This is a genomic window from Scandinavium sp. NPDC088450, from assembly GCF_044900545.1.
Lineage (GTDB): Bacteria > Pseudomonadota > Gammaproteobacteria > Enterobacterales > Enterobacteriaceae > Scandinavium.
Genome location: NZ_JBJDNI010000040.1, coordinates 1 through 22,261 on the forward strand (window position 1 = coordinate 1; position 22,261 = coordinate 22,261).

A 22,261-nucleotide genomic window follows, 5' to 3' on the forward strand; every position below is an offset into this window, starting at 1 on the left:
CCACCCAATCGCGATGGATGACGGTCTGCGTTTCGCAATCCGTGAAGGCGGCCGTACCGTTGGCGCGGGCGTTGTTGCTAAAGTTATCAGCTAATCACTGATAACATTTGACGCAATGCGCAATAAAAGGGCATCATTTGATGCCCTTTTTGCACGCTTTCGAACCAGAACCTGGCTCATCAGTGATTTTTTTTGTCATAATCATTGCTGAGACAGGCTCTGAAGAGGGCGTTAAGTCCGAAACGCAACAGAGCATTTCGGTTTTGGTTGCCTCGCACTCTCGCGGGGCAAAGATGTTTGTCGAATTCTTGTGACAGGTTGGTTTATGAGTGCGAATACCGAAGCTCAAGGGAGCGGGCGCGGCCTGGAAGCGATGAAGTGGGTGGTCGTTGCAGTTCTGCTGATCGTAGCCATTGTGGGCAACTACCTCTATCGTGACATTACGTTGCCGCTGCGTGCGCTTGCCGTGGTGATTCTGATTGCTGCAGCGGGCGGTGTCGCGCTGTTGACGACAAAAGGCAAAGCGACCGTCGCGTTTGCACGTGAAGCACGTACTGAAGTTCGTAAGGTCATTTGGCCTACGCGTCAGGAAACGCTGCACACCACGCTGATTGTGGCCGCGGTTACTGCTGTAATGTCACTGATCCTGTGGGGACTGGATGGTATTCTGGTTCGCCTGGTCTCCTTTATCACTGGCCTGAGGTTCTGAGATGTCTGAAGCTCCTAAAAAGCGCTGGTACGTCGTTCAGGCGTTTTCCGGTTTTGAAGGCCGCGTAGCCACTTCGCTGCGTGAGCATATCAAATTACACAATATGGAAGAGTTGTTTGGTGAAGTTATGGTTCCAACCGAAGAAGTGGTTGAGATCCGTGGCGGCCAGCGTCGCAAGAGCGAGCGCAAATTCTTCCCAGGTTACGTGCTTGTGCAGATGGTAATGAATGACGCCAGCTGGCACTTAGTGCGTAGCGTACCGCGCGTAATGGGCTTCATCGGTGGTACTTCCGATCGTCCGGCGCCGATCAGCGATAAAGAAGTTGATGCGATCATGAACCGCCTGCAGCAGGTGGGTGATAAGCCGCGTCCGAAAACGCTGTTCGAGCCAGGTGAAATGGTTCGTGTTAATGACGGTCCATTTGCTGACTTCAATGGCGTGGTCGAAGAAGTCGACTACGAGAAGTCCCGCCTGAAAGTTTCTGTTTCTATCTTCGGTCGTGCAACACCGGTAGAACTGGACTTTGCGCAGGTTGAAAAAGCTTAAATAAGCAGCGATCAAACGTTGCACAAGGCGCGAGATTGGAATACAATTTCGCGCCTTTTGTATTTATGGGCCTTGTGCACATAAATCACGTATTAATCACGGGGAGCCTTTTTGAGGCGTTATCACCCAATAGAGGAAATTGAGAATGGCTAAGAAAGTCCAAGCCTACGTCAAGCTGCAGGTTGCAGCTGGTATGGCGAACCCAAGTCCACCGGTTGGTCCAGCACTGGGTCAGCAGGGCGTAAACATCATGGAATTCTGTAAAGCGTTTAACGCCAAAACCGAATCCCTGGAAAAAGGTCTGCCGATCCCGGTAGTGATCACCGTTTACGCTGACCGTTCTTTCACTTTCGTTACCAAGACTCCGCCAGCTGCTGTTCTTCTGAAGAAAGCTGCAGGCATCAAGTCTGGTTCCGGTAAGCCGAACAAAGAGAAAGTGGGTAAAATTTCTCGCGCTCAGCTGCAGGAAATCGCGCAGACCAAAGCTGCCGACATGACTGGCGCCGACATTGAAGCGATGACTCGCTCCATTGAAGGTACTGCACGTTCCATGGGCCTGGTAGTGGAGGACTAAGAAATGGCTAAACTGACCAAGCGCATGCGTGTGATCCGCGATAAAGTTGACGCGACCAAACAGTATGACATCAACGAAGCTATCACTCTGCTGAAGGAACTGGCTACTGCTAAGTTCGTAGAAAGCGTAGACGTTGCCGTTAACCTCGGCATCGATGCTCGTAAATCTGACCAGAACGTACGTGGTGCAACTGTACTGCCGCACGGTACTGGCCGTTCTGTTCGCGTTGCCGTATTTGCCCAGGGCCCTAACGCTGAAGCAGCTAAAGCTGCTGGCGCTGAGCTGGTAGGTATGGAAGATCTGGCTGACCAGATCAAGAAAGGCGAAATGAACTTTGACGTTGTTATTGCTTCCCCGGATGCAATGCGCGTTGTTGGCCAGCTGGGCCAGGTTCTGGGTCCACGCGGCCTGATGCCAAACCCGAAAGTGGGTACTGTAACCCCTAACGTTGCTGAAGCTGTTAAGAACGCTAAAGCAGGTCAGGTTCGTTATCGTAACGACAAAAACGGCATCATCCACACCACCATCGGTAAAGTGGACTTTGACGCTGACAAACTGAAAGAAAACCTGGAAGCTCTGCTGGTTGCGCTGAAAAAAGCAAAACCAACTCAGGCGAAAGGCGTGTACATCAAGAAAGTTAGCATCTCCACCACCATGGGTGCAGGTGTTGCAGTTGATCAGGCTGGCCTGACTGCTGTTGCAAACTAATGCCTTTACGTGGGCGGTGAATTTGTCTACAATCTTACCCCCACGTTTGCTAGCGAAAGTTAGCAGGTAAAAGAATTGTTCGTTGGAGCCTGGCCTTTTCCAGGCCTCCGTCGAAGACCGCAGGTGTTTCGCAAGAGACTTAATTCCCTGCGTAGACGGTGACAGAACGCTAAGATTATTTTTTGATACTCTTTGGCTTGTTTCTGCTCACCGTATTAAGACGCTCCTCTCGTTGAGGGGAGTGAAGTGAGTTCCAGAGATAGTCTCTGGCAAACATCCAGGAGCAAAGCTAATGGCTTTAAATCTTCAAGACAAACAAGCGATTGTTGCTGAAGTCAGCGAAGTAGCCAAAGGCGCGCTGTCTGCAGTAGTTGCGGATTCCCGTGGCGTTACTGTAGACAAAATGACTGAACTGCGTAAAGCAGGTCGTGAAGCTGGCGTATACATGCGTGTTGTTCGTAACACCCTGCTGCGTCGCGTCGTTGAAGGTACTCAGTTCGAGTGCCTGAAAGACACGTTTGTTGGTCCGACCCTGATTGCATACTCTATGGAACACCCGGGCGCTGCTGCTCGTCTGTTCAAAGAGTTCGCGAAAGCGAATGCAAAATTTGAGGTCAAAGCTGCAGCCTTTGAAGGTGAGCTGATCCCGGCGTCTAATATCGACCGCCTGGCAACTCTGCCGACCTACGAAGAAGCAATTGCACGCCTGATGGCAACCATGAAAGAAGCCGCTGCCGGCAAACTGGTTCGCACTCTGGCTGCTGTACGCGATGCGAAAGAAGCTGCTTAATCGCACTTTTCTTTCTCAATCATTCGCATACGTATAAACTTATTCTGATATTCAGGAACAATTTAAATGTCTATCACTAAAGATCAAATCATCGAAGCAGTTGCCGCTATGTCCGTAATGGACGTTGTAGAACTGGTATCTGCAATGGAAGAAAAATTCGGCGTTTCTGCTGCTGCTGCTGTAGCTGTAGCTGCTGGCCCAGCTGAAGCTGCTGAAGAGAAAACTGAATTCGACGTTATCCTGAAAGCTGCTGGCGCGAACAAAGTTGCTGTAATCAAAGCTGTTCGTGGCGCAACTGGCCTGGGTCTGAAAGAAGCTAAAGACCTGGTAGAATCTGCTCCAGCCGCTCTGAAAGAAGGCGTGAGCAAAGATGACGCTGAAGCTCTGAAAAAATCTCTGGAAGAAGCTGGCGCAGAAGTTGAAGTTAAATAAGCCAACCCTTCCGGTTGCAGCCTGAGCAATTAGGCTGATGGCTGGTGACTTTTTAGTCACCAGCCTTTTTGCGCTGTAAGGCGCCAGTAGCATTTCACACTGTTTGACTGCTGGCTGTCCTGACAATGCTTGTTTCTATCGACGACTTAATATACTGCGACAGGGTGCTCGCTCTGTGTAAATCGCAATGAAATGGTTTAAGCGTGATAGCAACAGGTATTGCGGAAAGTGTTCCACTTTTCGGTCAACAAAATAGTGTTGCATAAACTGTCCGTCCAATGGACAGAGTCGGTCGACTTGTCAGCGAGCTGAGGAACCCTATGGTTTACTCCTATACCGAGAAAAAACGTATTCGTAAGGATTTTGGTAAACGTCCACAAGTGTTGGACATACCTTATCTCCTTTCTATCCAGCTTGACTCGTTCCAGAAGTTCATCGAGCAAGATCCTGAAGGTCAGTATGGTCTCGAAGCGGCTTTCCGCTCCGTGTTCCCAATCGCGAGCTACAGCGGCAATTCAGAGCTGCAATATGTGAGCTATCGTCTGGGCGAGCCTGTATTTGACGTTAAAGAATGTCAGATTCGCGGCGTGACCTATTCCGCTCCCCTGCGCGTTAAACTGCGTCTGGTGATTTACGAGCGTGAAGCGCCGGAAGGTACAGTCAAAGACATTAAAGAACAAGAAGTGTACATGGGCGAAATTCCGCTCATGACCGATAACGGTACCTTTGTGATCAACGGTACTGAGCGTGTTATCGTTTCTCAGCTGCATCGTAGCCCAGGCGTCTTCTTCGACAGCGATAAGGGTAAGACCCACTCTTCGGGTAAAGTGCTGTATAACGCACGTATCATCCCTTACCGTGGTTCCTGGCTGGACTTCGAGTTCGATCCGAAAGACAACCTGTTTGTCCGTATCGACCGTCGTCGTAAGCTGCCTGCGACCATCATTCTGCGTGCTCTGCAGTACACCACGGAGCAGATCCTGGATCTGTTCTTCGAAAAAGTTATTTTCGAAATCCGTGACAACAAACTGCAGATGGAGCTGATCCCTGAGCGCCTGCGTGGTGAAACCGCCTCCTTCGATATCGAAGCTGACGGTAAAGTGTACGTTGAGAAAGGCCGCCGTATTACTGCGCGTCACATTCGCCAACTGGAAAAAGATGATATCAAACACATCGAAGTTCCGGTTGAGTACATTGCAGGAAAAGTATCCGCAAAAGATTACGTTGATGCTTCTACTGGCGAGCTGATCTGCCCGGCGAACATGGAGCTGAGCCTGGATCTGCTGGCGAAGCTGAGCCAGTCTGGTCACAAACGTATCGAAACGCTGTTCACCAACGATCTGGATCACGGTGCTTACATCTCTGAGACTGTACGCGTCGACCCAACCAACGATCGTCTGAGCGCGCTGGTAGAAATCTACCGCATGATGCGCCCGGGTGAGCCACCAACTCGTGAAGCAGCTGAAAGCCTGTTCGAGAACCTGTTCTTCTCTGAAGACCGTTATGACCTTTCTGCGGTAGGCCGCATGAAGTTCAACCGTTCTCTGCTGCGTGACGAGATCGAAGGTTCCGGTATCCTGAGCAAAGAAGACATCATCGAAGTGATGAAGAAGCTCATCGGTATCCGTAACGGCATCGGTGAAGTGGATGATATCGATCACCTCGGCAACCGTCGTATCCGTTCCGTGGGCGAAATGGCGGAAAACCAGTTCCGCGTTGGCCTGGTACGTGTAGAGCGTGCGGTGAAAGAGCGTCTGTCTCTGGGCGATCTCGATACCCTGATGCCTCAGGATATGATCAACGCTAAGCCTATCTCTGCCGCAGTGAAAGAGTTCTTTGGTTCCAGCCAGCTGTCTCAATTTATGGACCAGAACAACCCACTGTCTGAGATTACGCACAAGCGTCGTATCTCTGCACTCGGCCCAGGCGGTCTGACCCGTGAACGTGCGGGCTTTGAAGTTCGAGACGTACACCCGACTCACTACGGTCGCGTGTGTCCAATCGAAACGCCTGAAGGTCCAAACATCGGTCTGATCAACTCTCTGTCCGTGTACGCACAGACTAACGAATACGGCTTCCTTGAGACGCCGTACCGTAAAGTGACCGACGGTGTTGTGACTGACGAAATTCACTACCTGTCTGCTATTGAAGAAGGCAACTACGTTATTGCTCAGGCGAACTCCAACCTGGATGATGACGGCCACTTCGAAGAAGACCTGGTAACCTGTCGTAGCAAAGGCGAATCAAGCCTGTTCAGCCGTGACCAGGTTGACTACATGGACGTTTCCACCCAGCAGGTGGTTTCCGTCGGTGCGTCCCTGATCCCGTTCCTGGAACACGATGATGCCAACCGTGCATTGATGGGTGCGAACATGCAACGTCAGGCCGTTCCAACTCTGCGTGCTGATAAGCCGCTGGTTGGTACCGGTATGGAACGTGCTGTCGCGGTCGACTCCGGTGTTACTGCCGTAGCGAAACGTGGCGGTACCGTTCAGTACGTTGATGCTTCCCGTATCGTTATCAAAGTTAACGAAGACGAGATGCTCGCGGGCGAAGCAGGTATCGACATCTATAACCTGACCAAGTACACCCGTTCTAACCAGAACACCTGCATCAACCAGATGCCATGTGTTTCTCTGGGTGAGCCGGTTGAGCGCGGCGACGTGCTGGCAGACGGTCCGTCCACCGACCTCGGTGAACTGGCACTCGGCCAGAACATGCGCGTAGCGTTCATGCCGTGGAACGGCTACAACTTCGAAGACTCCATCCTTGTCTCCGAGCGTGTGGTTCAGGAAGATCGCTTCACCACCATTCACATCCAGGAACTGGCGTGTGTGTCTCGTGACACCAAGCTGGGGCCTGAAGAGATCACCGCTGATATCCCGAACGTGGGTGAAGCTGCGCTCTCTAAACTTGATGAATCCGGTATCGTTTACATCGGTGCAGAAGTGACCGGCGGCGACATTCTGGTGGGCAAGGTTACGCCGAAAGGTGAAACCCAGCTGACGCCAGAAGAGAAACTGCTGCGCGCTATCTTCGGTGAGAAAGCGTCTGACGTTAAAGACTCTTCTCTGCGTGTACCAAACGGTGTTTCCGGTACGGTTATCGACGTTCAGGTCTTCACCCGCGATGGCGTGGAAAAAGACAAACGTGCGCTGGAAATCGAAGAAATGCAGCTGAAGCAGGCCAAGAAAGACCTGTCTGAAGAACTGCAGATCCTCGAAGCTGGCCTGTTCAGCCGTATCTACGCTGTGCTGGTTGCCGGTGGTGTTGAAGCTGAGAAGCTCGACAAACTGCCTCGCGATCGCTGGCTGGAACTCGGCCTGACCGACGAAGAGAAACAAAATCAGCTGGAGCAACTGGCTGAGCAGTACGACGAACTGAAGCACGAGTTCGAGAAGAAACTCGAAGCGAAACGCCGCAAAATCACTCAGGGCGACGATCTGGCACCAGGCGTGCTGAAGATTGTTAAGGTGTATCTGGCTGTTAAACGTCAGATCCAGCCTGGTGATAAAATGGCGGGACGTCACGGTAACAAAGGTGTTATCTCCAAGATCAACCCGATCGAAGATATGCCTCACGATGCTAACGGTACGCCGGTAGACATCGTACTGAACCCACTGGGTGTACCGTCTCGTATGAACATCGGTCAGATCCTGGAAACTCACCTGGGTATGGCTGCGAAAGGCATCGGCGAGAAAATCAACGCCATGCTGAAACAGCAGCAAGAAGTCGCGAAACTGCGCGAATTCATCCAGCGTGCCTACGATCTGGGTACCGACGTTCGTCAGAAAGTTGACCTGAGCACCTTCAGCGATGACGAAGTACTGCGTCTGGCAGAAAACCTGCGTAAGGGTATGCCGATCGCAACGCCAGTCTTCGACGGTGCGAAAGAGTCTGAAATTAAAGAGTTGCTGCAACTGGGTGGTCTGCCGTCTTCTGGTCAGATTACCCTGTTCGATGGTCGTACCGGTGAGCAGTTTGAGCGTCAGGTAACCGTAGGTTACATGTACATGCTGAAACTGAACCACCTGGTTGATGACAAGATGCACGCTCGTTCCACCGGTTCTTACAGCCTGGTTACTCAGCAGCCGCTGGGTGGTAAGGCGCAGTTCGGTGGTCAGCGCTTCGGTGAGATGGAAGTGTGGGCGCTGGAAGCATACGGCGCAGCCTACACCCTGCAGGAAATGCTCACCGTTAAGTCTGATGACGTGAACGGTCGTACGAAGATGTATAAAAACATCGTCGACGGCAACCATCAGATGGAACCGGGCATGCCGGAATCCTTCAACGTACTGTTGAAAGAGATCCGTTCCCTGGGTATCAACATCGAGCTGGAAGACGAGTAACTCTCGCTCAAACAGGTCACTGGTGCCGGGCTAAACCCCGGCGCCAGATTGTGCTAACTCCGACGGGAGCAAATCCGTGAAAGACTTATTAAAGTTTCTGAAAGCGCAAACTAAAACCGAAGAGTTTGATGCGATCAAAATTGCTCTGGCTTCGCCAGACATGATCCGTTCATGGTCTTTTGGTGAAGTTAAAAAGCCGGAAACCATCAACTACCGTACGTTCAAACCTGAGCGTGACGGCCTTTTCTGCGCCCGTATCTTTGGGCCAGTAAAAGATTACGAGTGCCTGTGCGGTAAGTACAAGCGCCTGAAACACCGTGGTGTTATCTGTGAGAAGTGCGGCGTTGAAGTGACCCAGACTAAAGTGCGTCGTGAGCGCATGGGCCACATCGAGCTGGCGTCTCCGACTGCTCACATCTGGTTCCTGAAATCACTGCCGTCCCGTATTGGCCTGCTGCTCGATATGCCACTGCGTGATATCGAACGCGTACTGTACTTCGAATCTTATGTTGTTATCGAAGGCGGTATGACCAACCTCGAACGTAATCAGATCCTGACTGAAGAGCAGTATCTGGATGCGTTGGAAGAGTTCGGTGACGAATTCGACGCGAAGATGGGTGCGGAAGCTATCCAGGCCCTGCTGAAGAGCATGGATCTGGAGCAGGAGTGCGAGCAGCTGCGTGAAGAGCTGAACGAAACCAACTCCGAAACCAAACGTAAAAAGCTGACCAAGCGTATCAAGCTGCTGGAAGCGTTCGTTCAGTCTGGTAACAAGCCAGAGTGGATGATCCTGACTGTTCTGCCGGTTCTGCCGCCAGATCTGCGTCCACTGGTACCGCTGGATGGTGGTCGTTTCGCAACGTCCGATCTGAACGATCTGTATCGTCGCGTGATCAACCGTAACAACCGTCTGAAACGTCTGCTGGATCTGGCTGCGCCAGATATCATCGTACGTAACGAAAAACGTATGCTGCAGGAAGCGGTTGACGCCCTGCTGGATAACGGTCGTCGCGGTCGTGCTATCACCGGTTCTAACAAACGTCCTCTGAAATCTTTGGCCGATATGATCAAAGGTAAACAGGGTCGTTTCCGTCAGAACCTGCTCGGTAAGCGTGTTGACTACTCCGGTCGTTCGGTTATCACCGTAGGTCCATACCTGCGTCTGCATCAGTGCGGTCTGCCGAAGAAAATGGCACTGGAGCTGTTCAAACCGTTCATTTACGGCAAGCTGGAACTGCGTGGCCTGGCCACCACCATCAAAGCCGCGAAGAAAATGGTTGAGCGTGAAGAAGCTGTCGTTTGGGATATCCTGGACGAAGTTATCCGTGAACACCCGGTACTGCTGAACCGTGCACCAACTCTTCACCGTCTGGGTATTCAGGCATTTGAACCTGTACTGATCGAAGGTAAAGCTATTCAGCTGCACCCACTGGTCTGTGCGGCGTACAACGCCGACTTCGATGGTGACCAGATGGCTGTACACGTACCGCTGACGCTGGAAGCCCAGCTCGAAGCGCGTGCGCTGATGATGTCTACCAACAACATCCTGTCTCCAGCGAACGGCGAGCCAATCATCGTTCCGTCTCAGGACGTTGTACTGGGTCTGTACTACATGACCCGTGACTGTGTTAACGCCAAAGGCGAAGGCATGGTGCTGACTGGCCCGAAAGAAGCTGAGCGTATTTATCGCGCTGGCCTGGCCTCTCTGCATGCGCGCGTTAAAGTGCGTATCACCGAATACGAAAAAGATGCTCACGGCGAATTCGTTGCGAAAACCAGCCTGATTGATACGACTGTTGGTCGTGCCATTCTGTGGATGATCGTACCGAAAGGTCTGCCTTTCTCCATCGTCAACCAGGCGCTGGGTAAGAAAGCTATCTCCAAAATGCTGAACACCTGTTACCGCATTCTGGGCCTGAAGCCGACCGTTATCTTCGCTGACCAGACCATGTACACCGGCTTTGCTTACGCTGCGCGCTCAGGTGCGTCCGTAGGTATCGACGACATGGTTATCCCAGAGAAGAAACACGAGATCATCTCTGAAGCGGAAGCTGAAGTTGCCGAGATCCAGGAGCAGTTCCAGTCTGGTCTGGTTACCGCAGGCGAACGTTACAACAAAGTTATCGATATCTGGGCTGCGGCGAACGATCGTGTATCCAAAGCGATGATGGATAACCTGCAGACCGAAACCGTTATCAACCGTGACGGCGTTGAAGAGCAGCAAGTTTCCTTCAACAGCATCTACATGATGGCCGACTCCGGTGCGCGTGGTTCTGCAGCACAGATTCGTCAGCTGGCAGGTATGCGTGGTCTGATGGCGAAGCCAGATGGCTCCATCATCGAAACGCCAATCACCGCGAACTTCCGTGAAGGTCTGAACGTACTCCAGTACTTCATCTCTACTCACGGTGCTCGTAAAGGTCTGGCGGATACCGCACTGAAAACAGCGAACTCCGGTTATCTGACGCGTCGTCTGGTTGACGTTGCACAGGATCTGGTGGTGACTGAAGACGATTGTGGCACCCTCGAAGGTATCACCATGACCCCGGTTATCGAGGGTGGTGATGTTAAAGAGCCACTGCGCGATCGCGTTCTGGGCCGTGTGACTGCAGAAGACATTCTGAAGCCAGGTACCGCAGACATCCTTGTTCCGCGCAACACTCTGCTGCACGAACATTGGTGTGACCTGCTGGAAGCGAACTCCGTTGACTCCGTCAAAGTCCGCTCCGTTGTATCCTGTGACACCGACTTTGGTGTTTGTGCGCACTGCTACGGTCGTGACCTGGCGCGTGGCCACATCATCAACAAAGGTGAAGCTATCGGGGTTATCGCGGCACAGTCCATCGGTGAACCTGGTACACAGCTGACGATGCGTACGTTCCACATCGGTGGTGCGGCATCTCGTGCGGCTGCAGAATCCAGCATTCAGGTGAAAAACAAGGGTAGCATCAAGCTGTCCAACGCCAAGTCTGTTGTGAACTCTGCTGGCAAGCTGGTTGTCACTTCCCGTAACACTGAGCTGAAACTGATCGACGAATTCGGTCGTACCAAAGAAAGCTATAAAGTGCCTTACGGTGCGGTCATGGCGAAGGGTGATGGTGAGCAGGTTGCTGGCGGCGAGACCGTAGCAAACTGGGATCCGCATACCATGCCAGTTATCACTGAAGTGTCTGGTTTCATTCGCTTCACTGACATGATCGACGGCCAGACGATTACTCGTCAGACCGACGAACTGACTGGTCTGTCTTCCCTGGTGGTTCTGGATTCTGCAGAACGTACTACCGGTGGTAAAGACCTGCGTCCAGCACTGAAAATCGTTGATGCCAAAGGCGACGACGTTCTGATCCCAGGCACCGATATGCCTGCTCAGTACTTCCTGCCAGGTAAAGCGATCGTTCAGTTGGATGATGGCATCCAGATCGGTGCTGGTGATGCTCTGGCGCGTATTCCTCAGGAATCCAGCGGTACCAAAGATATTACCGGTGGTCTGCCACGCGTTGCGGATCTGTTCGAAGCCCGTCGTCCGAAAGAACCAGCTATTCTGGCGGAAATCAGCGGTATCATTTCCTTCGGTAAAGAAACCAAAGGTAAACGCCGTCTGGTGATCACCCCGGTTGACGGCAGTGATCCGTACGAAGAGATGATTCCTAAGTGGCGTCAGCTGAACGTGTTCGAAGGTGAACGCGTAGAACGTGGTGACGTTGTGTCTGATGGTCCAGAAGCGCCGCACGACATTCTGCGTCTGCGTGGTGTTCATGCTGTGACCCGTTACATCACTAACGAAGTGCAGGAAGTTTATCGTCTGCAAGGCGTTAAGATTAACGATAAGCACATCGAAGTTATCGTTCGTCAGATGCTGCGTAAAGCGACCATCGCCAACGCTGGAAGCTCCGACTTCCTCGAAGGTGAGCAGGTGGAATACTCTCGCGTTAAGATCGCTAACCGCGAACTTGAAGCTGAAGGCAAAATCAGCGCGACCTATGCGCGCGATCTGCTGGGTATCACCAAAGCGTCTCTGGCAACCGAGTCCTTCATCTCCGCGGCATCGTTCCAGGAGACCACTCGCGTTCTGACCGAAGCAGCAGTTGCGGGTAAACGCGACGAACTGCGCGGTCTGAAAGAGAACGTCATCGTGGGTCGTCTGATCCCAGCCGGTACCGGTTATGCGTATCACCAGGATCGCATCCGTCGCCGTGCAGCGGGTGAAGTTCCTGCGGCACCGCAGGTGACTGCTGATGAAGCTTCTGCAAGCCTTGCAGAACTGCTGAACGCAGGCCTCGGCGGTTCTGACAACGAGTAATCGTTGACAGAGTAAACGCTAAAAAAAACCCGCTTCGGCGGGTTTTTTTATGGTTTCTCGCAAAATAGCGTGAACAGGTGTGACGCTGATGCCGGGTGGCGGCTTCGCCTTACGCCAGCCTGTGGATTGGCCCGTTTTGTAGGCCTGGCAAGCGTAGCGCCGCCGGGCAATCATCAAAACAAAAATGCCCGCAGAGCGGGCATATTGTCTGACTGAGATAATGTTTTTTTAATTTACCAGCGGCAGACGGCGATACAGTTCAATCATGTCGCCAGCCAGATCCTGAATCACCATGGCGTTCATCAGGTGATCCTGAGAATGCACGGTAATCAGGTTAACAGGCAGTTTACCTGTGCCTTCGTCCAGACCGATAAGCTGGGTCTGGATGGTATGTGCGTGTTTCACAAATTCGCGAGACTCTGCCATAGACTGCTCGGCAGCGGTGAAGTCGCCTTTGCGGGCCAGTTGCAGGGCGGTTAATGCTGAACTACGTGCGGCGCCAGCATTCACCAACAGCTCCATGATGATTGATTCTAAATCTTCCATTACGACTCCAGCAGTTTGAGGGCTTTCTCAAGAACGACATCACCTTTCATCATGCCGTAATCCATCATATCGATAACCGCGACTTTTTTGCCCAGCGGCTCAGCCTCGGCCTGCAGTTTCGCCTGCTCGTATTTTACCTGCGGCCCCAGCAGCACGATGTCTGCGGTACCGATGTTGTCTTTGAACTCAGCAACGGGAACGGCTTTGATAGAGACTTCGACGCCTTTTTTCTGAGCTGCGTCTTTCATACGTTGAACCAGCATGCTGGTGGACATGCCTGCTGCACAGCATAAAACGATGTTCTTCATAACTAGCCCTCATGGTCCTTGATAACTCATGTTTATCCTGAGGCGCGGCAATCAACAACCGCTTTGCGGTGATTGTGTGTAAGGCATCACAAAGATCAGCGCAAATTTATGAAACCGGTTACATTTTGCAGCTTTTACGGTGGAAAGGCCGTCAGCTCTGGGGCGCTTCACTGCCTAAAATCAAATAACATCGCTACAAACAATCTGGTTTTTCCCTTGCTGTTTCGCCTTATACAGCGCTTCATCTACGGTGATAATCAACTGATCCAAAGGCTCCCTATTCCATTTACCCAATCCGGCGCTGAAGGTCACCTGCATTCCGTCCTCACGCCAGGTTCTCTGCGCGATGGCCTCACGCCAGCTCTCCAGTAACGATAAGGCTTCGGGCTGGTGGTCATGTTCAAAGACAACGGCAAACTCTTCGCCGCCATAGCGATAAAGCGAAATCCCCTTGGGTTGCAAAAGGCTAAGCCCTTCACGGGCCACGTTACGCAATACGATGTCGCCGCTTAGGTGTCCCCAGGTATCGTTTATCGATTTGAAGTTATCAATATCTATGAGGGCCAGTGAGAACGCCGCGTCCTCCTTCATCAGCGCGGCCACGTCGTTGTCGAAGGCCCGGCGATTTTTGCAGCCGGTGAGGGCATCGATGGTGGCCTGACGGACATACGTCAGTTCACGCTCCTTATTAGAGATAATGGCTTTGCTGAGCATCGCTTCCAGCTTCGGAGCCTGCTTTACCTCCCCCGTTTTAATGGCATTAATGATGTTCATCAGTACGGTGCGTGATGCATGGCGTAGATAGAGGCCGAACAACACAATGACAATTGCGGCGAGCGAAAAGCCCCACGTCACGATAATGCTTTCATGGCGCGCCAGTGCGCTAAGCGTGTCATCAGACACTTTGAAGACAACAAACCAGTCAGGGTTCGCAAAGGAGTAATAGTAGTACCAGACATGGCGATTTGAGTCATACACCGCGCCTTCGCCGTTGTTCATTTTGTCCATCAAACGGGCAGGGATCAGCTGTTTGAACAATAAGCCGGTGTCCGGGTGCAGCACGGCCTTACCTTCGCGGTTAACGACGTAATATTCTCCCTGCACAGGGGATTGCATCTGACGTAACGTGTAGCCCATGGAGGCCAGATCGAGATGAAACGCCAGCGTGCCTTTCAGTTTCCCATCTGAAGACACCACGGGCCGATAAAGCGTGATGGCCTGCTGGTGGGTAAAGAAATCGGTGTAAACGTCGGTGTAATGACTGTAATTGCTGGAGGATGCCTGATGGACAAACCACGGGCGTGTTTTGGGATCAAATGTGGCGTTTTCCCCTTCGAGTTTGAGATGCGGGGCGCGAAGGTAATGTCCTTCAGTATCGACAAGTGAGATAGATGAGACTCTTGGCATCAGCACCACAAGCTGCATCATCAGCTCCATCCCTTGTTTCGGGTCGATATTCACCGTTCTGTTTAACGCATCATTGTTCGCGAAGTAGCGCACGGCCCTGTCCAGGATGTAGTCGTTTTCCTGAAGAATCGAAGCGGTGTAATTCACGGCCAGGTTACGGGTGAAGTTTCGATTTATCTGGTGATAGTCTTCGATAATATCTTTGCGCTGGTTCAGCGTGACCAGCGTGGCGATAAGGAGAAAACCGAGCAAGATCCCGCCAAGACTGATCACGATGGGGCGAGTGAAAGAGAGATTTTTGCTGTTAAGTTTCATTTCGCTAAGTACATTCCGTTGGGCGAGTAGCAAAAGTATAAGATGTGAAGCGAGCGTGCGCTGATATCCGTCATTTATACATTCACATAGTGAATGTTTTGTGCGATTTAGCAGGAAGCAGGGCGGGAGAGGAAGAGCACCGCCGCCCTGGTCAACACTCCTGCTGACCTGGGCAGCGTAATGTGAGGCGATTCACGCAGCAACCTCCGATGCTACGTATTTCGGGATGGCTTCAGAACGGATTACCTTTCTCTACAGCCGTTGCATATTTATTGCGAGCGTCTTCCCAGCCAGCTATCCCAGTCTTTCCAGACGGGCTGAAGCCCACCGGCGATCAACGCCTTTGCTACGTCTTCTGGTCGACGCCCATCATGCGGTGCAAATTGCTCCAGTTCTGGATGATCGTCGGCATAGCCACCCGGCTGCGTTTTGGAAAAGGCGCTGACATTATTAATGGCGATGGGGATAACCCGGTCGCGAAAATCAGGTGATTCACGCGTCGACAACGACAGCTCCGATTCCGGGGAGAGAAGGCGAAATGCACAGATGGTTTGTACCAACTGACGCTCACTCATCATTGCTGCGGGTTCCACGCCACCGGCACAGGGTCGCAGTCTCGGGAAAGAGAGCGAATAACGGCTTTGCCAGTAGTGCTGTTGCAGCCATAAAAGGTGCTCAGCAACCATATAGCAATCCACGCGCCAGCTGTCAGAAAGACCAATCAGTGCGCCAAGGCCAATCTTATCGATACCTGCACGCCCAAGCCTGTCTGGTGTTTCCAGCCGCCAGAAGAAATCTTGCTTATTCCCCTTCAGATGGTGACGCGCATACGTGGCCTGATGATAGGTCTCCTGGTAAACCATCACGCCATCGAGACCCAGCGTTTTGAGTTCTGCATAGTCAGCTTGCGATAGCGGCTGCACTTCCATTTGCAACGAAGCGAACTGGCGGCGAATCGCTGGTAGATGCTGGCGAAAGTAGTCCATGCCAACTTTCGTTTGATGCTCACCGGTGACTAACAGCAGATGCTCAAATCCCAGTGCGTGGATAGCGTCACATTCACGCGCAATTTCCTCTGCATCCAGCGTCTTGCGGCGAATGCGATTGCTCATCGAGAAACCACAATAGGTGCAGTCGTTGGCGCAAAGGTTCGAGAGATAAAGCGGGACGTAAAAGCTGACCGTGTTGCCGAAGCGTTGACGGGTTAACTGCTGCGCTTTTTGCGCCAGAGGCTCCAGATAACGGTCTGCCGCAGGCGAAAGTAAGGCCATAAAGTCATCCCGACTTAGCTGGCGGGCGGCCAGGGCCCGCTCAACATCGGCAGCCGTTTTGCTGTGGATGTGCAGCCGAATGTCATCCCAGTTCAGTTCCTGCCAGCGTTCGGTGAAGGCCGTCATTACAGGGCCTCCAGAAAACTCGTCAGTGGGCTGGTGGCCTGTGCGGTCCTGTTTTTCGCACCCGGCCCAGCCTCGCGAGCAAGTAAGCCTGCTTCAACCGCCAGACGAAAAGCTATTGCCATTTGCACTGGGGAATGGGCTACGGCAATCGCCGTGTTCACCAGAACCGCGTCCGCGCCCATCTCGATGGCTTGTGCCGCGTGGCTCGGCACACCAATCCCCGCATCAACAACAACCGGAATGGTCGCCTGAGCGACGATGATTTCCAGCATCGCTCGCGTCTCCAGCCCTTGATTCGAACCAATTGGTGCACCCAATGGCATGACTGCCGCGCAACCGGCTTCTTCCAGTCGTTTGCAGAGCACGGGGTCTGCGCCGCAATAAGGCAGGACGACGAAGCCTTCTTTGACCAAAGCTTCTGCGGCTTTCAGCGTTTCAATGGGATCGGGTAGCAGCCAACGGGCATCCGGGTGGATTTCAAGCTTCAGCCAGTTTGTGCCAAGCGCTTCACGTGCAAGTCTTGCGGCAAAAATGGCTTCTTCTGCCGTTTTAGCGCCGGAAGTATTGGGCAGCAACGTCACGCCCGCTTCAAGCAGAGGTTGAAGGATGGCATCGTTCTGTTGGCGCAAATCCACACGTTTCATCGCCAGCGTCACCAACTGGCTGCCGGAGGCGCGAATGGCGTCCACCATCAGCGTTGAAGTGGCGAACTTCCCGGTGCCTGTAAACAGATGGGAATCAAATGTTTTATCCGCGATACGTAACATTTCAGCCTCCGGCAATCACCTGAAAAAGCACCAACTCGTCACCCTCTTGCAAAGGCTGACGTTCCCAATTCGCACGCGGCAAAATCTGCTGATTTAGCGCCAGCGCGACACCAGGTTTGTCCTGATCCAACGTTGTCATCAGTTCGATAACGCTCAGGCCATCCGCGCAGTGAGTGGGTTCATCGTTAACGAGAATTTGCATGTTGCCCTCCACACACCGGGCAACCCACTGAACGTGTTCTGATAAGCGAGCGCCAGTTTCCTGAGCGGGCATCAAAGAGACGCAGTGAATCCTGAGCAATGCTCATTCCGCTGAGTAACTTAATGGCTTCGAGCGCCTGTAAAGTGCCCATCACGCCAACCACCGGGCCGACAATGCCTGCGGTTTGGCAATTACGTTCTGGCTCCTGTGTCTCTGGCCACAGGCAACGGTAGCAGCCGTGTGTCCAGGGCGGAGCCACCACCATCAACTGCCCACCGAAACCAACGGCGCTGGCCGTGATTAACGGAGTGCAGTGTTTCACGCAGGCGGCATTGATAGCCTGACGAGTCGCCATGTTATCGGTGCAATCAAGCACGACATCGGCCTGTATGACCTGCTGCTCCAAAGATCGACCTTCCAGCCGTTCATTCAGAGCGATGAGCGTGATTTCAGGATTAAGCTGCGCAAGGCGTTGCTGCGTCGCTTCCGCTTTTGGGTGGCTGATATCGTCGGCAGTAAACAGGATCTGGCGCTGTAAATTACTGAGATGCACCGTGTCATTATCGGCCAGCACCAAAGTGCCAATGCCCGCGCCCGCCAGATACAGCGCGGCAGGAGAGCCGAGCCCGCCAAGCCCAACAATAAGCACCCGGCTGGTGAGTAATTTTTGCTGGCCTTCTACCGCAATGTCTTCCAGCAGGATTTGACGGCTGTAACGCATAAACTCGTGGTCATTCATCGCCTGCTCCCGCCATTTCAAGGAGCTGCGCGGTGGCAAGTTGCCAATCCGGAGCCTGAGTAATGGCGCTGACCACGGCGATGCTCCCCACGCCAGCTGCCAGAACCGCAGGGGCGCGGTCAATGCTGATCCCACCGATAGCGACTGTTGGGTAATCTCTCAGACGTTCTACGTGCGTGCCGAGTTGCGCCAGCCCTTGCGGGGCTGACGGCATCTGCTTGGTTTGTGTTGGGAAAACATGGCCGAGTGCGATGTAAGAAGGCTTCACCGCCAGCGCCACCTCGATTTCCATATCGTCATGAGTAGAAACGCCAAGGCGTAGTCCTGCCTCACGAATGACTTTCAGGTCAGTGACCTCCAGGTCTTCTTGCCCCAGATGCACGCCGTAAGCCCGGTGCTTAATCGCCAGTCGCCAATAATCATTGATAAACAGGCGTGCGTTGTATCTGCGGCCAAGCTTAATGGCAGCAATGACATCAGCCTCCACTTCCTCGTCGCGTTTGTCTTTTATGCGCAACTGAAGGGTGCGCACTCCGGCTTCGAGCAGACGCTCAAGCCACGCAACGCTATCTACCACTGGGTAGAGGCCAAGCCGAAATGGCACGGGCGGGAAATCTGGCTGATACATCAGACTTCCTCCTTGCGCAGATAAATTTCACCACCTTTGGCGCGGAAGCTGTTCGACATATCGCTCATGCCCGCGTCGATGGCTTGCTTTGCCGCGTAGTCACGGACTTCCTGGGTAATTTTCATTGAGCAGAATTTAGGGCCGCACATTGAACAGAAATGAGCGACTTTGCCGGATTCTTGCGGCAGCGTTTCATCGTGATAAGCGCGGGCGGTAAACGGGTCGAGTGCCAGATTGAACTGGTCTTCCCAACGGAATTCGAAGCGTGCTTTTGACATGGCGTTATCGCGAATTTGCGCGCCAGGGTGACCTTTTGCCAAATCAGCGGCGTGCGCGGCGATTTTGTAGGTAATCAGCCCCTGTTTCACATCTTCTTTATTCGGCAAGCCGAGATGCTCTTTGGGTGTGACATAGCACAGCATCGCACAGCCAAACCAGCCGATCATCGCCGCGCCAATACCAGAAGTGAAATGGTCGTAGCCGGGAGCGATATCGGTGGTCAATGGGCCAAGGGTGTAAAACGGCGCTTCGTGGCAGTGCTCAAGTTCTTCGGTCATGTTGCGGCGGATCATCTGCATCGGCACATGGCCCGGGCCTTCAATCATCACCTGCACATCGTATTCCCAGGCAATTTTGGTGAGTTCACCCAGGGTATGAAGCTCGGCAAACTGGGCTTCATCATTCGCATCCTGAATAGAGCCCGGACGCAGACCATCACCCAACGACAGCGACACGTCATAGGCGGCGCAGATTTCGCAAATCTCGCGGAAGTGTTCGTAGAGGAAGTTTTCCTGATGATGAGAGAGGCACCATTTCGCCATGATGGAGCCGCCACGGGACACAATTCCTGTCAGACGTTTGGCGGTCATGGGAACATAACGCAGCAGCACGCCCGCGTGAATGGTGAAGTAGTCCACGCCTTGTTCAGCTTGTTCGAGCAGCGTATCGCGGAACGCTTCCCAGGTCAGATCTTCGGCGATCCCGTTGACTTTCTCCAGCGCCTGGTAGATCGGGACTGTGCCGATCGGCACTGGGCTGTTACGCAAGATCCACTCGCGCGTTTCGTGGATATAGCGCCCGGTGGAAAGGTCCATGACGGTGTCTGCGCCCCAGCGTGTGGACCACACCAGTTTTTCTACTTCCTCTTCGATGGAAGAAGTGACCGCTGAATTGCCGATATTGGCGTTAACCTTCACGAGGAAGTTACGGCCGATAATCATCGGTTCAGATTCAGGATGGTTGATGTTGGCAGGAATAATCGCCCGCCCGGCAGCAACTTCGTCACGCACAAATTCAGGCGTGATGTTTTCTGGCAGGCGTGCACCAAACCCTTCTCCTGGGTGCTGATGGCGAAGTACTTCGCTACGAATGCGTTCGCGGCCCATGTTTTCACGAATTGCGATGAACTCCATTTCTGGCGTGACGATACCCAGCCGGGCATAGTGTAACTGGGTGACGCGCTTCCCTGATTTGGCGCGTTTTGGCGTCAACAGCCCGGTGAAGCGCAGCTCATCCAGGCCATCATCGGCAAGGCGCTCTTTGGTGTAAGCGGAACTGCGTTCGTCCAGCGCTTCGCTATCGGCTCGCGCGTCAATCCATGGCTGGCGCAGTTTTGCCAGGCCCTGCTGCACGTTAATCGCAATGGCCGGATCGCCATACGGGCCGGAAGTGTCGTACACCGGCACGGCTTCGTTTTCTTCAAATTGAGGCTGCTCTTTGGTGCCGCCCGCTAGCGTTGGGCTGAGCTGGATTTCACGCATGGGGACGCGAATATCTTCACGGGAGCCGTGAATATAAATGCGTTGAGAATTGGGGAAGGCAGTCCCTTCAAGGGTATCGATAAAGTGTTGAGCTTGCGCGCGTTGTTCGCGGCGGGACAGTTTGAGTGTAGACATAGCACATTCCAGTAAAGTAAGGATATGGCTTGTCAGACGACGGATGAAGCAAGAGAGAAGATCGCCGGAAAGGCGATACAACAGCAGATTGACTCTTGTTCCCTTCGCAGGTATTAGCCTGATCAGGTTCCGCGGATCCCGAATTAACGGTCTCAGCCCAAAAGGGCACTCCGACAAGATAAACCCTCGTCAACCGACGAGGTGAAGGTTGTAAATTACTCGTTAACGCTTAAGAACTCAAGCCGGGCGCGCAATCTGATTTTCATCATTGGCGCTGCCGTTGAGTTTGTTATCCAGTGCCAGCGCGATCAGGCTGTCTTCCAGCGTGAAGCGGGCGGCGAGGGCTTCGCCCAGCGTCGATAACGCCTGCTGGAACTCCATGCAGTTGTCGTCATCAATGGCAGTTTCCAGGCTGGAATCATACAGATCCATAATCTGTTGCGTGTTGCCTTCCAGCTGCGGATACAGTTTTGTGGCGGCTAAAAGTGGGTATTCACCTTCCAATTCGCCGACAATGCGTTCATAAATACTGAAGTGACCGGCTGAGAGGTAATCCACCAGACGCTGACAAAAATCGTCCAGTGCTTTCTCATTGAGACGCATATACGATCCTTTGCCAGGCTTAATGCCAACCAGATTGTAGTAAGCGACGAGCAACTGCTTACGAACCTGTAGCCACTGATCGACCAGATGATGGCTGCCGCCAACGCGCTCTGTCAGGCTTTCTAACTGGTTTAGCATGATTGACTCCGCAAGTTGAAAAAGTAGAACGGCTCACCCACAAAAATGTAAAAACACTGTTAACAAAGTGCCAGTGAAGCGAAGGTAGTGCAATAGATATGGATCGTATAATTGAAAAATTAGATCGAGGCTGGTGGATAGTCAGCCACGAACAGAAATTATGGCTGCCGGGTGGGGAAATTCCGCATGGCGAGGCGGAAAGTTTCGATCTTACCGGTAAACACGCCATGCAAATCGGTGAATGGCAGGGCGAACCTGTCTGGCTGGTTCAGGAGGCGCGCCGCCAGGAGTTGGGCACCGTTCGCCAGGTGCTTGATCAGGATGCTGGCTTGTTCCAGCTTGCGGGCCGCGGTGTGCAGTTAGCGGAGTTTTATCGTTCGCATAAATTCTGCGGTTACTGCGGACACACCATGCACCCAAGTAAAACCGAATGGGCCATGCTTTGCAGTCATTGCCGTGAGCGTTATTACCCGCAGATAGCGCCTTGCATCATTGTGGCGATTCGTCGGGATGATTCGATCCTGCTGGCGCAACACACTCGTCATCGCAACGGCGTGCATACCGTGTTGGCGGGCTTCGTTGAAGTTGGGGAAACCCTCGAGCAGGCGGTGGCTCGCGAAGTGATGGAAGAGAGCGGGATTCGGGTTAAAAACCTGCGTTATGTGACTTCGCAACCGTGGCCTTTCCCGCAATCTTTGATGACCGCTTTTATGGCTGACTATGACAGCGGCGATATCGTTATCGACCCGAAAGAGCTATTGGAGGCGAACTGGTATCGTTATGACTCGCTGCCGCTGTTACCGCCGCCGGGTACCGTGGCGCGTCGCCTGATTGAAGATACGGTCGCGATGTGTCGGGCAGACCACGAGTGATGATACACTGAGTGCCTGACGCATTAAGGAACTGC

Annotated in this window: 19 protein-coding genes, 1 pseudogene and 1 riboswitch; of the genes and pseudogenes, 10 read left to right on the forward strand and 10 right to left on the reverse strand. The window is 53.0% G+C overall.

Going from position 1 to position 22,261, the window contains the following annotated elements:
• The 9 genes and pseudogenes from ACI2I2_RS23180 to rpoC form a co-directional block, all read left to right on the forward strand.
• A pseudogene (locus tag ACI2I2_RS23180) lies at positions 1 to 94 on the forward strand (elongation factor Tu); the annotation flags it as partial.
• Between the two features lie 231 nt (positions 95 to 325).
• Positions 326 to 709 (forward strand): preprotein translocase subunit SecE, encoded by a 384-nt coding sequence (secE, locus tag ACI2I2_RS23185; RefSeq protein WP_330985992.1) that lies wholly within the window; start codon positions 326 to 328, stop codon positions 707 to 709.
• A 1-nt stretch (position 710) separates the two neighbouring features.
• Entirely contained in the window at positions 711 to 1,256 is a 546-nt protein-coding gene (gene nusG / locus ACI2I2_RS23190) for a transcription termination/antitermination protein NusG (protein WP_003862341.1), read from the forward strand.
• 145 nt (positions 1,257 to 1,401) lie between these two features.
• Positions 1,402 to 1,830: a 50S ribosomal protein L11 gene (rplK, locus tag ACI2I2_RS23195; RefSeq protein ID WP_148245049.1), complete on the forward strand. Its 429-nt coding sequence runs from the start codon at positions 1,402 to 1,404 to the stop codon at positions 1,828 to 1,830.
• 3 nt (positions 1,831 to 1,833) lie between these two features.
• Positions 1,834 to 2,538 carry a 50S ribosomal protein L1 gene (gene rplA, locus ACI2I2_RS23200; protein WP_404660092.1) on the forward strand — a complete coding sequence of 235 codons (705 nt, stop codon included), beginning with the start codon at positions 1,834 to 1,836 and terminating at the stop codon, positions 2,536 to 2,538.
• Between the two features lie 292 nt (positions 2,539 to 2,830).
• Entirely contained in the window at positions 2,831 to 3,328 is a 498-nt protein-coding gene (gene rplJ, locus ACI2I2_RS23205; RefSeq protein WP_330985990.1) for a 50S ribosomal protein L10, read from the forward strand.
• A 66-nt stretch (positions 3,329 to 3,394) separates the two neighbouring features.
• Positions 3,395 to 3,760, forward strand: coding sequence for a 50S ribosomal protein L7/L12 (gene rplL / locus ACI2I2_RS23210; RefSeq protein ID WP_002445276.1), 366 nt, complete (start codon positions 3,395 to 3,397; stop codon positions 3,758 to 3,760).
• Between the two features lie 320 nt (positions 3,761 to 4,080).
• Complete coding sequence (gene rpoB / locus ACI2I2_RS23215; protein WP_330985989.1) at positions 4,081 to 8,109, forward strand: DNA-directed RNA polymerase subunit beta; 4,029 nt, start codon at positions 4,081 to 4,083, stop codon at positions 8,107 to 8,109.
• A 76-nt stretch (positions 8,110 to 8,185) separates the two neighbouring features.
• Entirely contained in the window at positions 8,186 to 12,409 is a 4,224-nt protein-coding gene (gene rpoC / locus ACI2I2_RS23220; RefSeq protein ID WP_404660093.1) for a DNA-directed RNA polymerase subunit beta', read from the forward strand.
• A gap of 228 nt (positions 12,410 to 12,637) precedes the next feature.
• Here the strand turns inward: rpoC and ACI2I2_RS23225 are convergent, their stop codons facing one another.
• From ACI2I2_RS23225 to rsd, 10 genes are all read right to left on the reverse strand, one after another.
• Positions 12,638 to 12,955 carry a PTS lactose/cellobiose transporter subunit IIA gene (locus ACI2I2_RS23225; RefSeq protein WP_404660094.1) on the reverse strand — a complete coding sequence of 106 codons (318 nt, stop codon included), beginning with the start codon at positions 12,953 to 12,955 and terminating at the stop codon, positions 12,638 to 12,640.
• Positions 12,955 to 13,263 carry a PTS sugar transporter subunit IIB gene (locus ACI2I2_RS23230; RefSeq protein WP_404660095.1) on the reverse strand — a complete coding sequence of 103 codons (309 nt, stop codon included), beginning with the start codon at positions 13,261 to 13,263 and terminating at the stop codon, positions 12,955 to 12,957. Before ACI2I2_RS23230 ends, ACI2I2_RS23225 begins: the two co-directional genes overlap by 1 nt.
• 180 nt (positions 13,264 to 13,443) lie before the next feature.
• Positions 13,444 to 14,985, reverse strand: coding sequence for a diguanylate cyclase domain-containing protein (locus ACI2I2_RS23235; protein WP_404660096.1), 1,542 nt, complete (start codon positions 14,983 to 14,985; stop codon positions 13,444 to 13,446).
• A gap of 269 nt (positions 14,986 to 15,254) precedes the next feature.
• Positions 15,255 to 16,382: a 2-iminoacetate synthase ThiH gene (gene thiH, locus ACI2I2_RS23240; protein WP_404660097.1), complete on the reverse strand. Its 1,128-nt coding sequence runs from the start codon at positions 16,380 to 16,382 to the stop codon at positions 15,255 to 15,257.
• A complete protein-coding gene (gene thiG, locus ACI2I2_RS23245; RefSeq protein ID WP_404660098.1) occupies positions 16,382 to 17,149 on the reverse strand; it encodes a thiazole synthase in 768 nt (255 codons plus the stop codon). Before thiG ends, thiH begins: the two co-directional genes overlap by 1 nt.
• A gap of 1 nt (position 17,150) precedes the next feature.
• Positions 17,151 to 17,351, reverse strand: a complete 201-nt coding sequence (gene thiS / locus ACI2I2_RS23250; protein WP_404660099.1) for a sulfur carrier protein ThiS — start codon at positions 17,349 to 17,351, stop codon at positions 17,151 to 17,153.
• Entirely contained in the window at positions 17,335 to 18,090 is a 756-nt protein-coding gene (locus tag ACI2I2_RS23255; protein ID WP_404660100.1) for a HesA/MoeB/ThiF family protein, read from the reverse strand. The genes thiS and ACI2I2_RS23255 overlap by 17 nt, the downstream gene beginning before the upstream one ends.
• On the reverse strand, positions 18,083 to 18,718 hold the full coding sequence (gene thiE, locus ACI2I2_RS23260) for a thiamine phosphate synthase (protein WP_404660101.1): 636 nt from the start codon (positions 18,716 to 18,718) through the stop codon (positions 18,083 to 18,085). Before thiE ends, ACI2I2_RS23255 begins: the two co-directional genes overlap by 8 nt.
• Positions 18,718 to 20,613 carry a phosphomethylpyrimidine synthase ThiC gene (gene thiC / locus ACI2I2_RS23265; RefSeq protein ID WP_404660102.1) on the reverse strand — a complete coding sequence of 632 codons (1,896 nt, stop codon included), beginning with the start codon at positions 20,611 to 20,613 and terminating at the stop codon, positions 18,718 to 18,720. Before thiC ends, thiE begins: the two co-directional genes overlap by 1 nt.
• Before the next feature lie 82 nt (positions 20,614 to 20,695).
• Positions 20,696 to 20,796: riboswitch (TPP riboswitch) on the reverse strand.
• Positions 20,797 to 20,850: 54 nt separating this feature from the next.
• Positions 20,851 to 21,354, reverse strand: a complete 504-nt coding sequence (gene rsd, locus ACI2I2_RS23270; protein WP_404660103.1) for a sigma D regulator — start codon at positions 21,352 to 21,354, stop codon at positions 20,851 to 20,853.
• A 98-nt stretch (positions 21,355 to 21,452) separates the two neighbouring features.
• Between rsd and nudC the strand changes: the two genes are divergently transcribed.
• Complete coding sequence (gene nudC / locus ACI2I2_RS23275) at positions 21,453 to 22,226, forward strand: NAD(+) diphosphatase (RefSeq protein WP_404660104.1); 774 nt, start codon at positions 21,453 to 21,455, stop codon at positions 22,224 to 22,226.
• Positions 22,227 to 22,261: the final 35 nt, after the last annotated feature.

Coding starts and splice junctions, on each gene's coding strand:
- secE (WP_330985992.1), top strand. CDS start 326: ATGAGTGCGAATACCGAAGCTCAAGGGAGCGGGCGCGGCCTGGAAGCG.
- nusG (WP_003862341.1), top strand. CDS start 711: ATGTCTGAAGCTCCTAAAAAGCGCTGGTACGTCGTTCAGGCGTTTTCC.
- rplK (WP_148245049.1), top strand. CDS start 1,402: ATGGCTAAGAAAGTCCAAGCCTACGTCAAGCTGCAGGTTGCAGCTGGT.
- rplA (WP_404660092.1), top strand. CDS start 1,834: ATGGCTAAACTGACCAAGCGCATGCGTGTGATCCGCGATAAAGTTGAC.
- rplJ (WP_330985990.1), top strand. CDS start 2,831: ATGGCTTTAAATCTTCAAGACAAACAAGCGATTGTTGCTGAAGTCAGC.
- rplL (WP_002445276.1), top strand. CDS start 3,395: ATGTCTATCACTAAAGATCAAATCATCGAAGCAGTTGCCGCTATGTCC.
- rpoB (WP_330985989.1), top strand. CDS start 4,081: ATGGTTTACTCCTATACCGAGAAAAAACGTATTCGTAAGGATTTTGGT.
- ACI2I2_RS23225 (WP_404660094.1), bottom strand. CDS start 12,955: ATGGAAGATTTAGAATCAATCATCATGGAGCTGTTGGTGAATGCTGGC.
- ACI2I2_RS23230 (WP_404660095.1), bottom strand. CDS start 13,263: ATGAAGAACATCGTTTTATGCTGTGCAGCAGGCATGTCCACCAGCATG.
- ACI2I2_RS23235 (WP_404660096.1), bottom strand. CDS start 14,985: ATGAAACTTAACAGCAAAAATCTCTCTTTCACTCGCCCCATCGTGATC.
- thiH (WP_404660097.1), bottom strand. CDS start 16,382: ATGACGGCCTTCACCGAACGCTGGCAGGAACTGAACTGGGATGACATT.
- thiG (WP_404660098.1), bottom strand. CDS start 17,149: ATGTTACGTATCGCGGATAAAACATTTGATTCCCATCTGTTTACAGGC.
- thiS (WP_404660099.1), bottom strand. CDS start 17,351: ATGCAAATTCTCGTTAACGATGAACCCACTCACTGCGCGGATGGCCTG.
- ACI2I2_RS23255 (WP_404660100.1), bottom strand. CDS start 18,090: ATGAATGACCACGAGTTTATGCGTTACAGCCGTCAAATCCTGCTGGAA.
- thiE (WP_404660101.1), bottom strand. CDS start 18,718: ATGTATCAGCCAGATTTCCCGCCCGTGCCATTTCGGCTTGGCCTCTAC.
- thiC (WP_404660102.1), bottom strand. CDS start 20,613: ATGTCTACACTCAAACTGTCCCGCCGCGAACAACGCGCGCAAGCTCAA.
- rsd (WP_404660103.1), bottom strand. CDS start 21,354: ATGCTAAACCAGTTAGAAAGCCTGACAGAGCGCGTTGGCGGCAGCCAT.
- nudC (WP_404660104.1), top strand. CDS start 21,453: ATGGATCGTATAATTGAAAAATTAGATCGAGGCTGGTGGATAGTCAGC.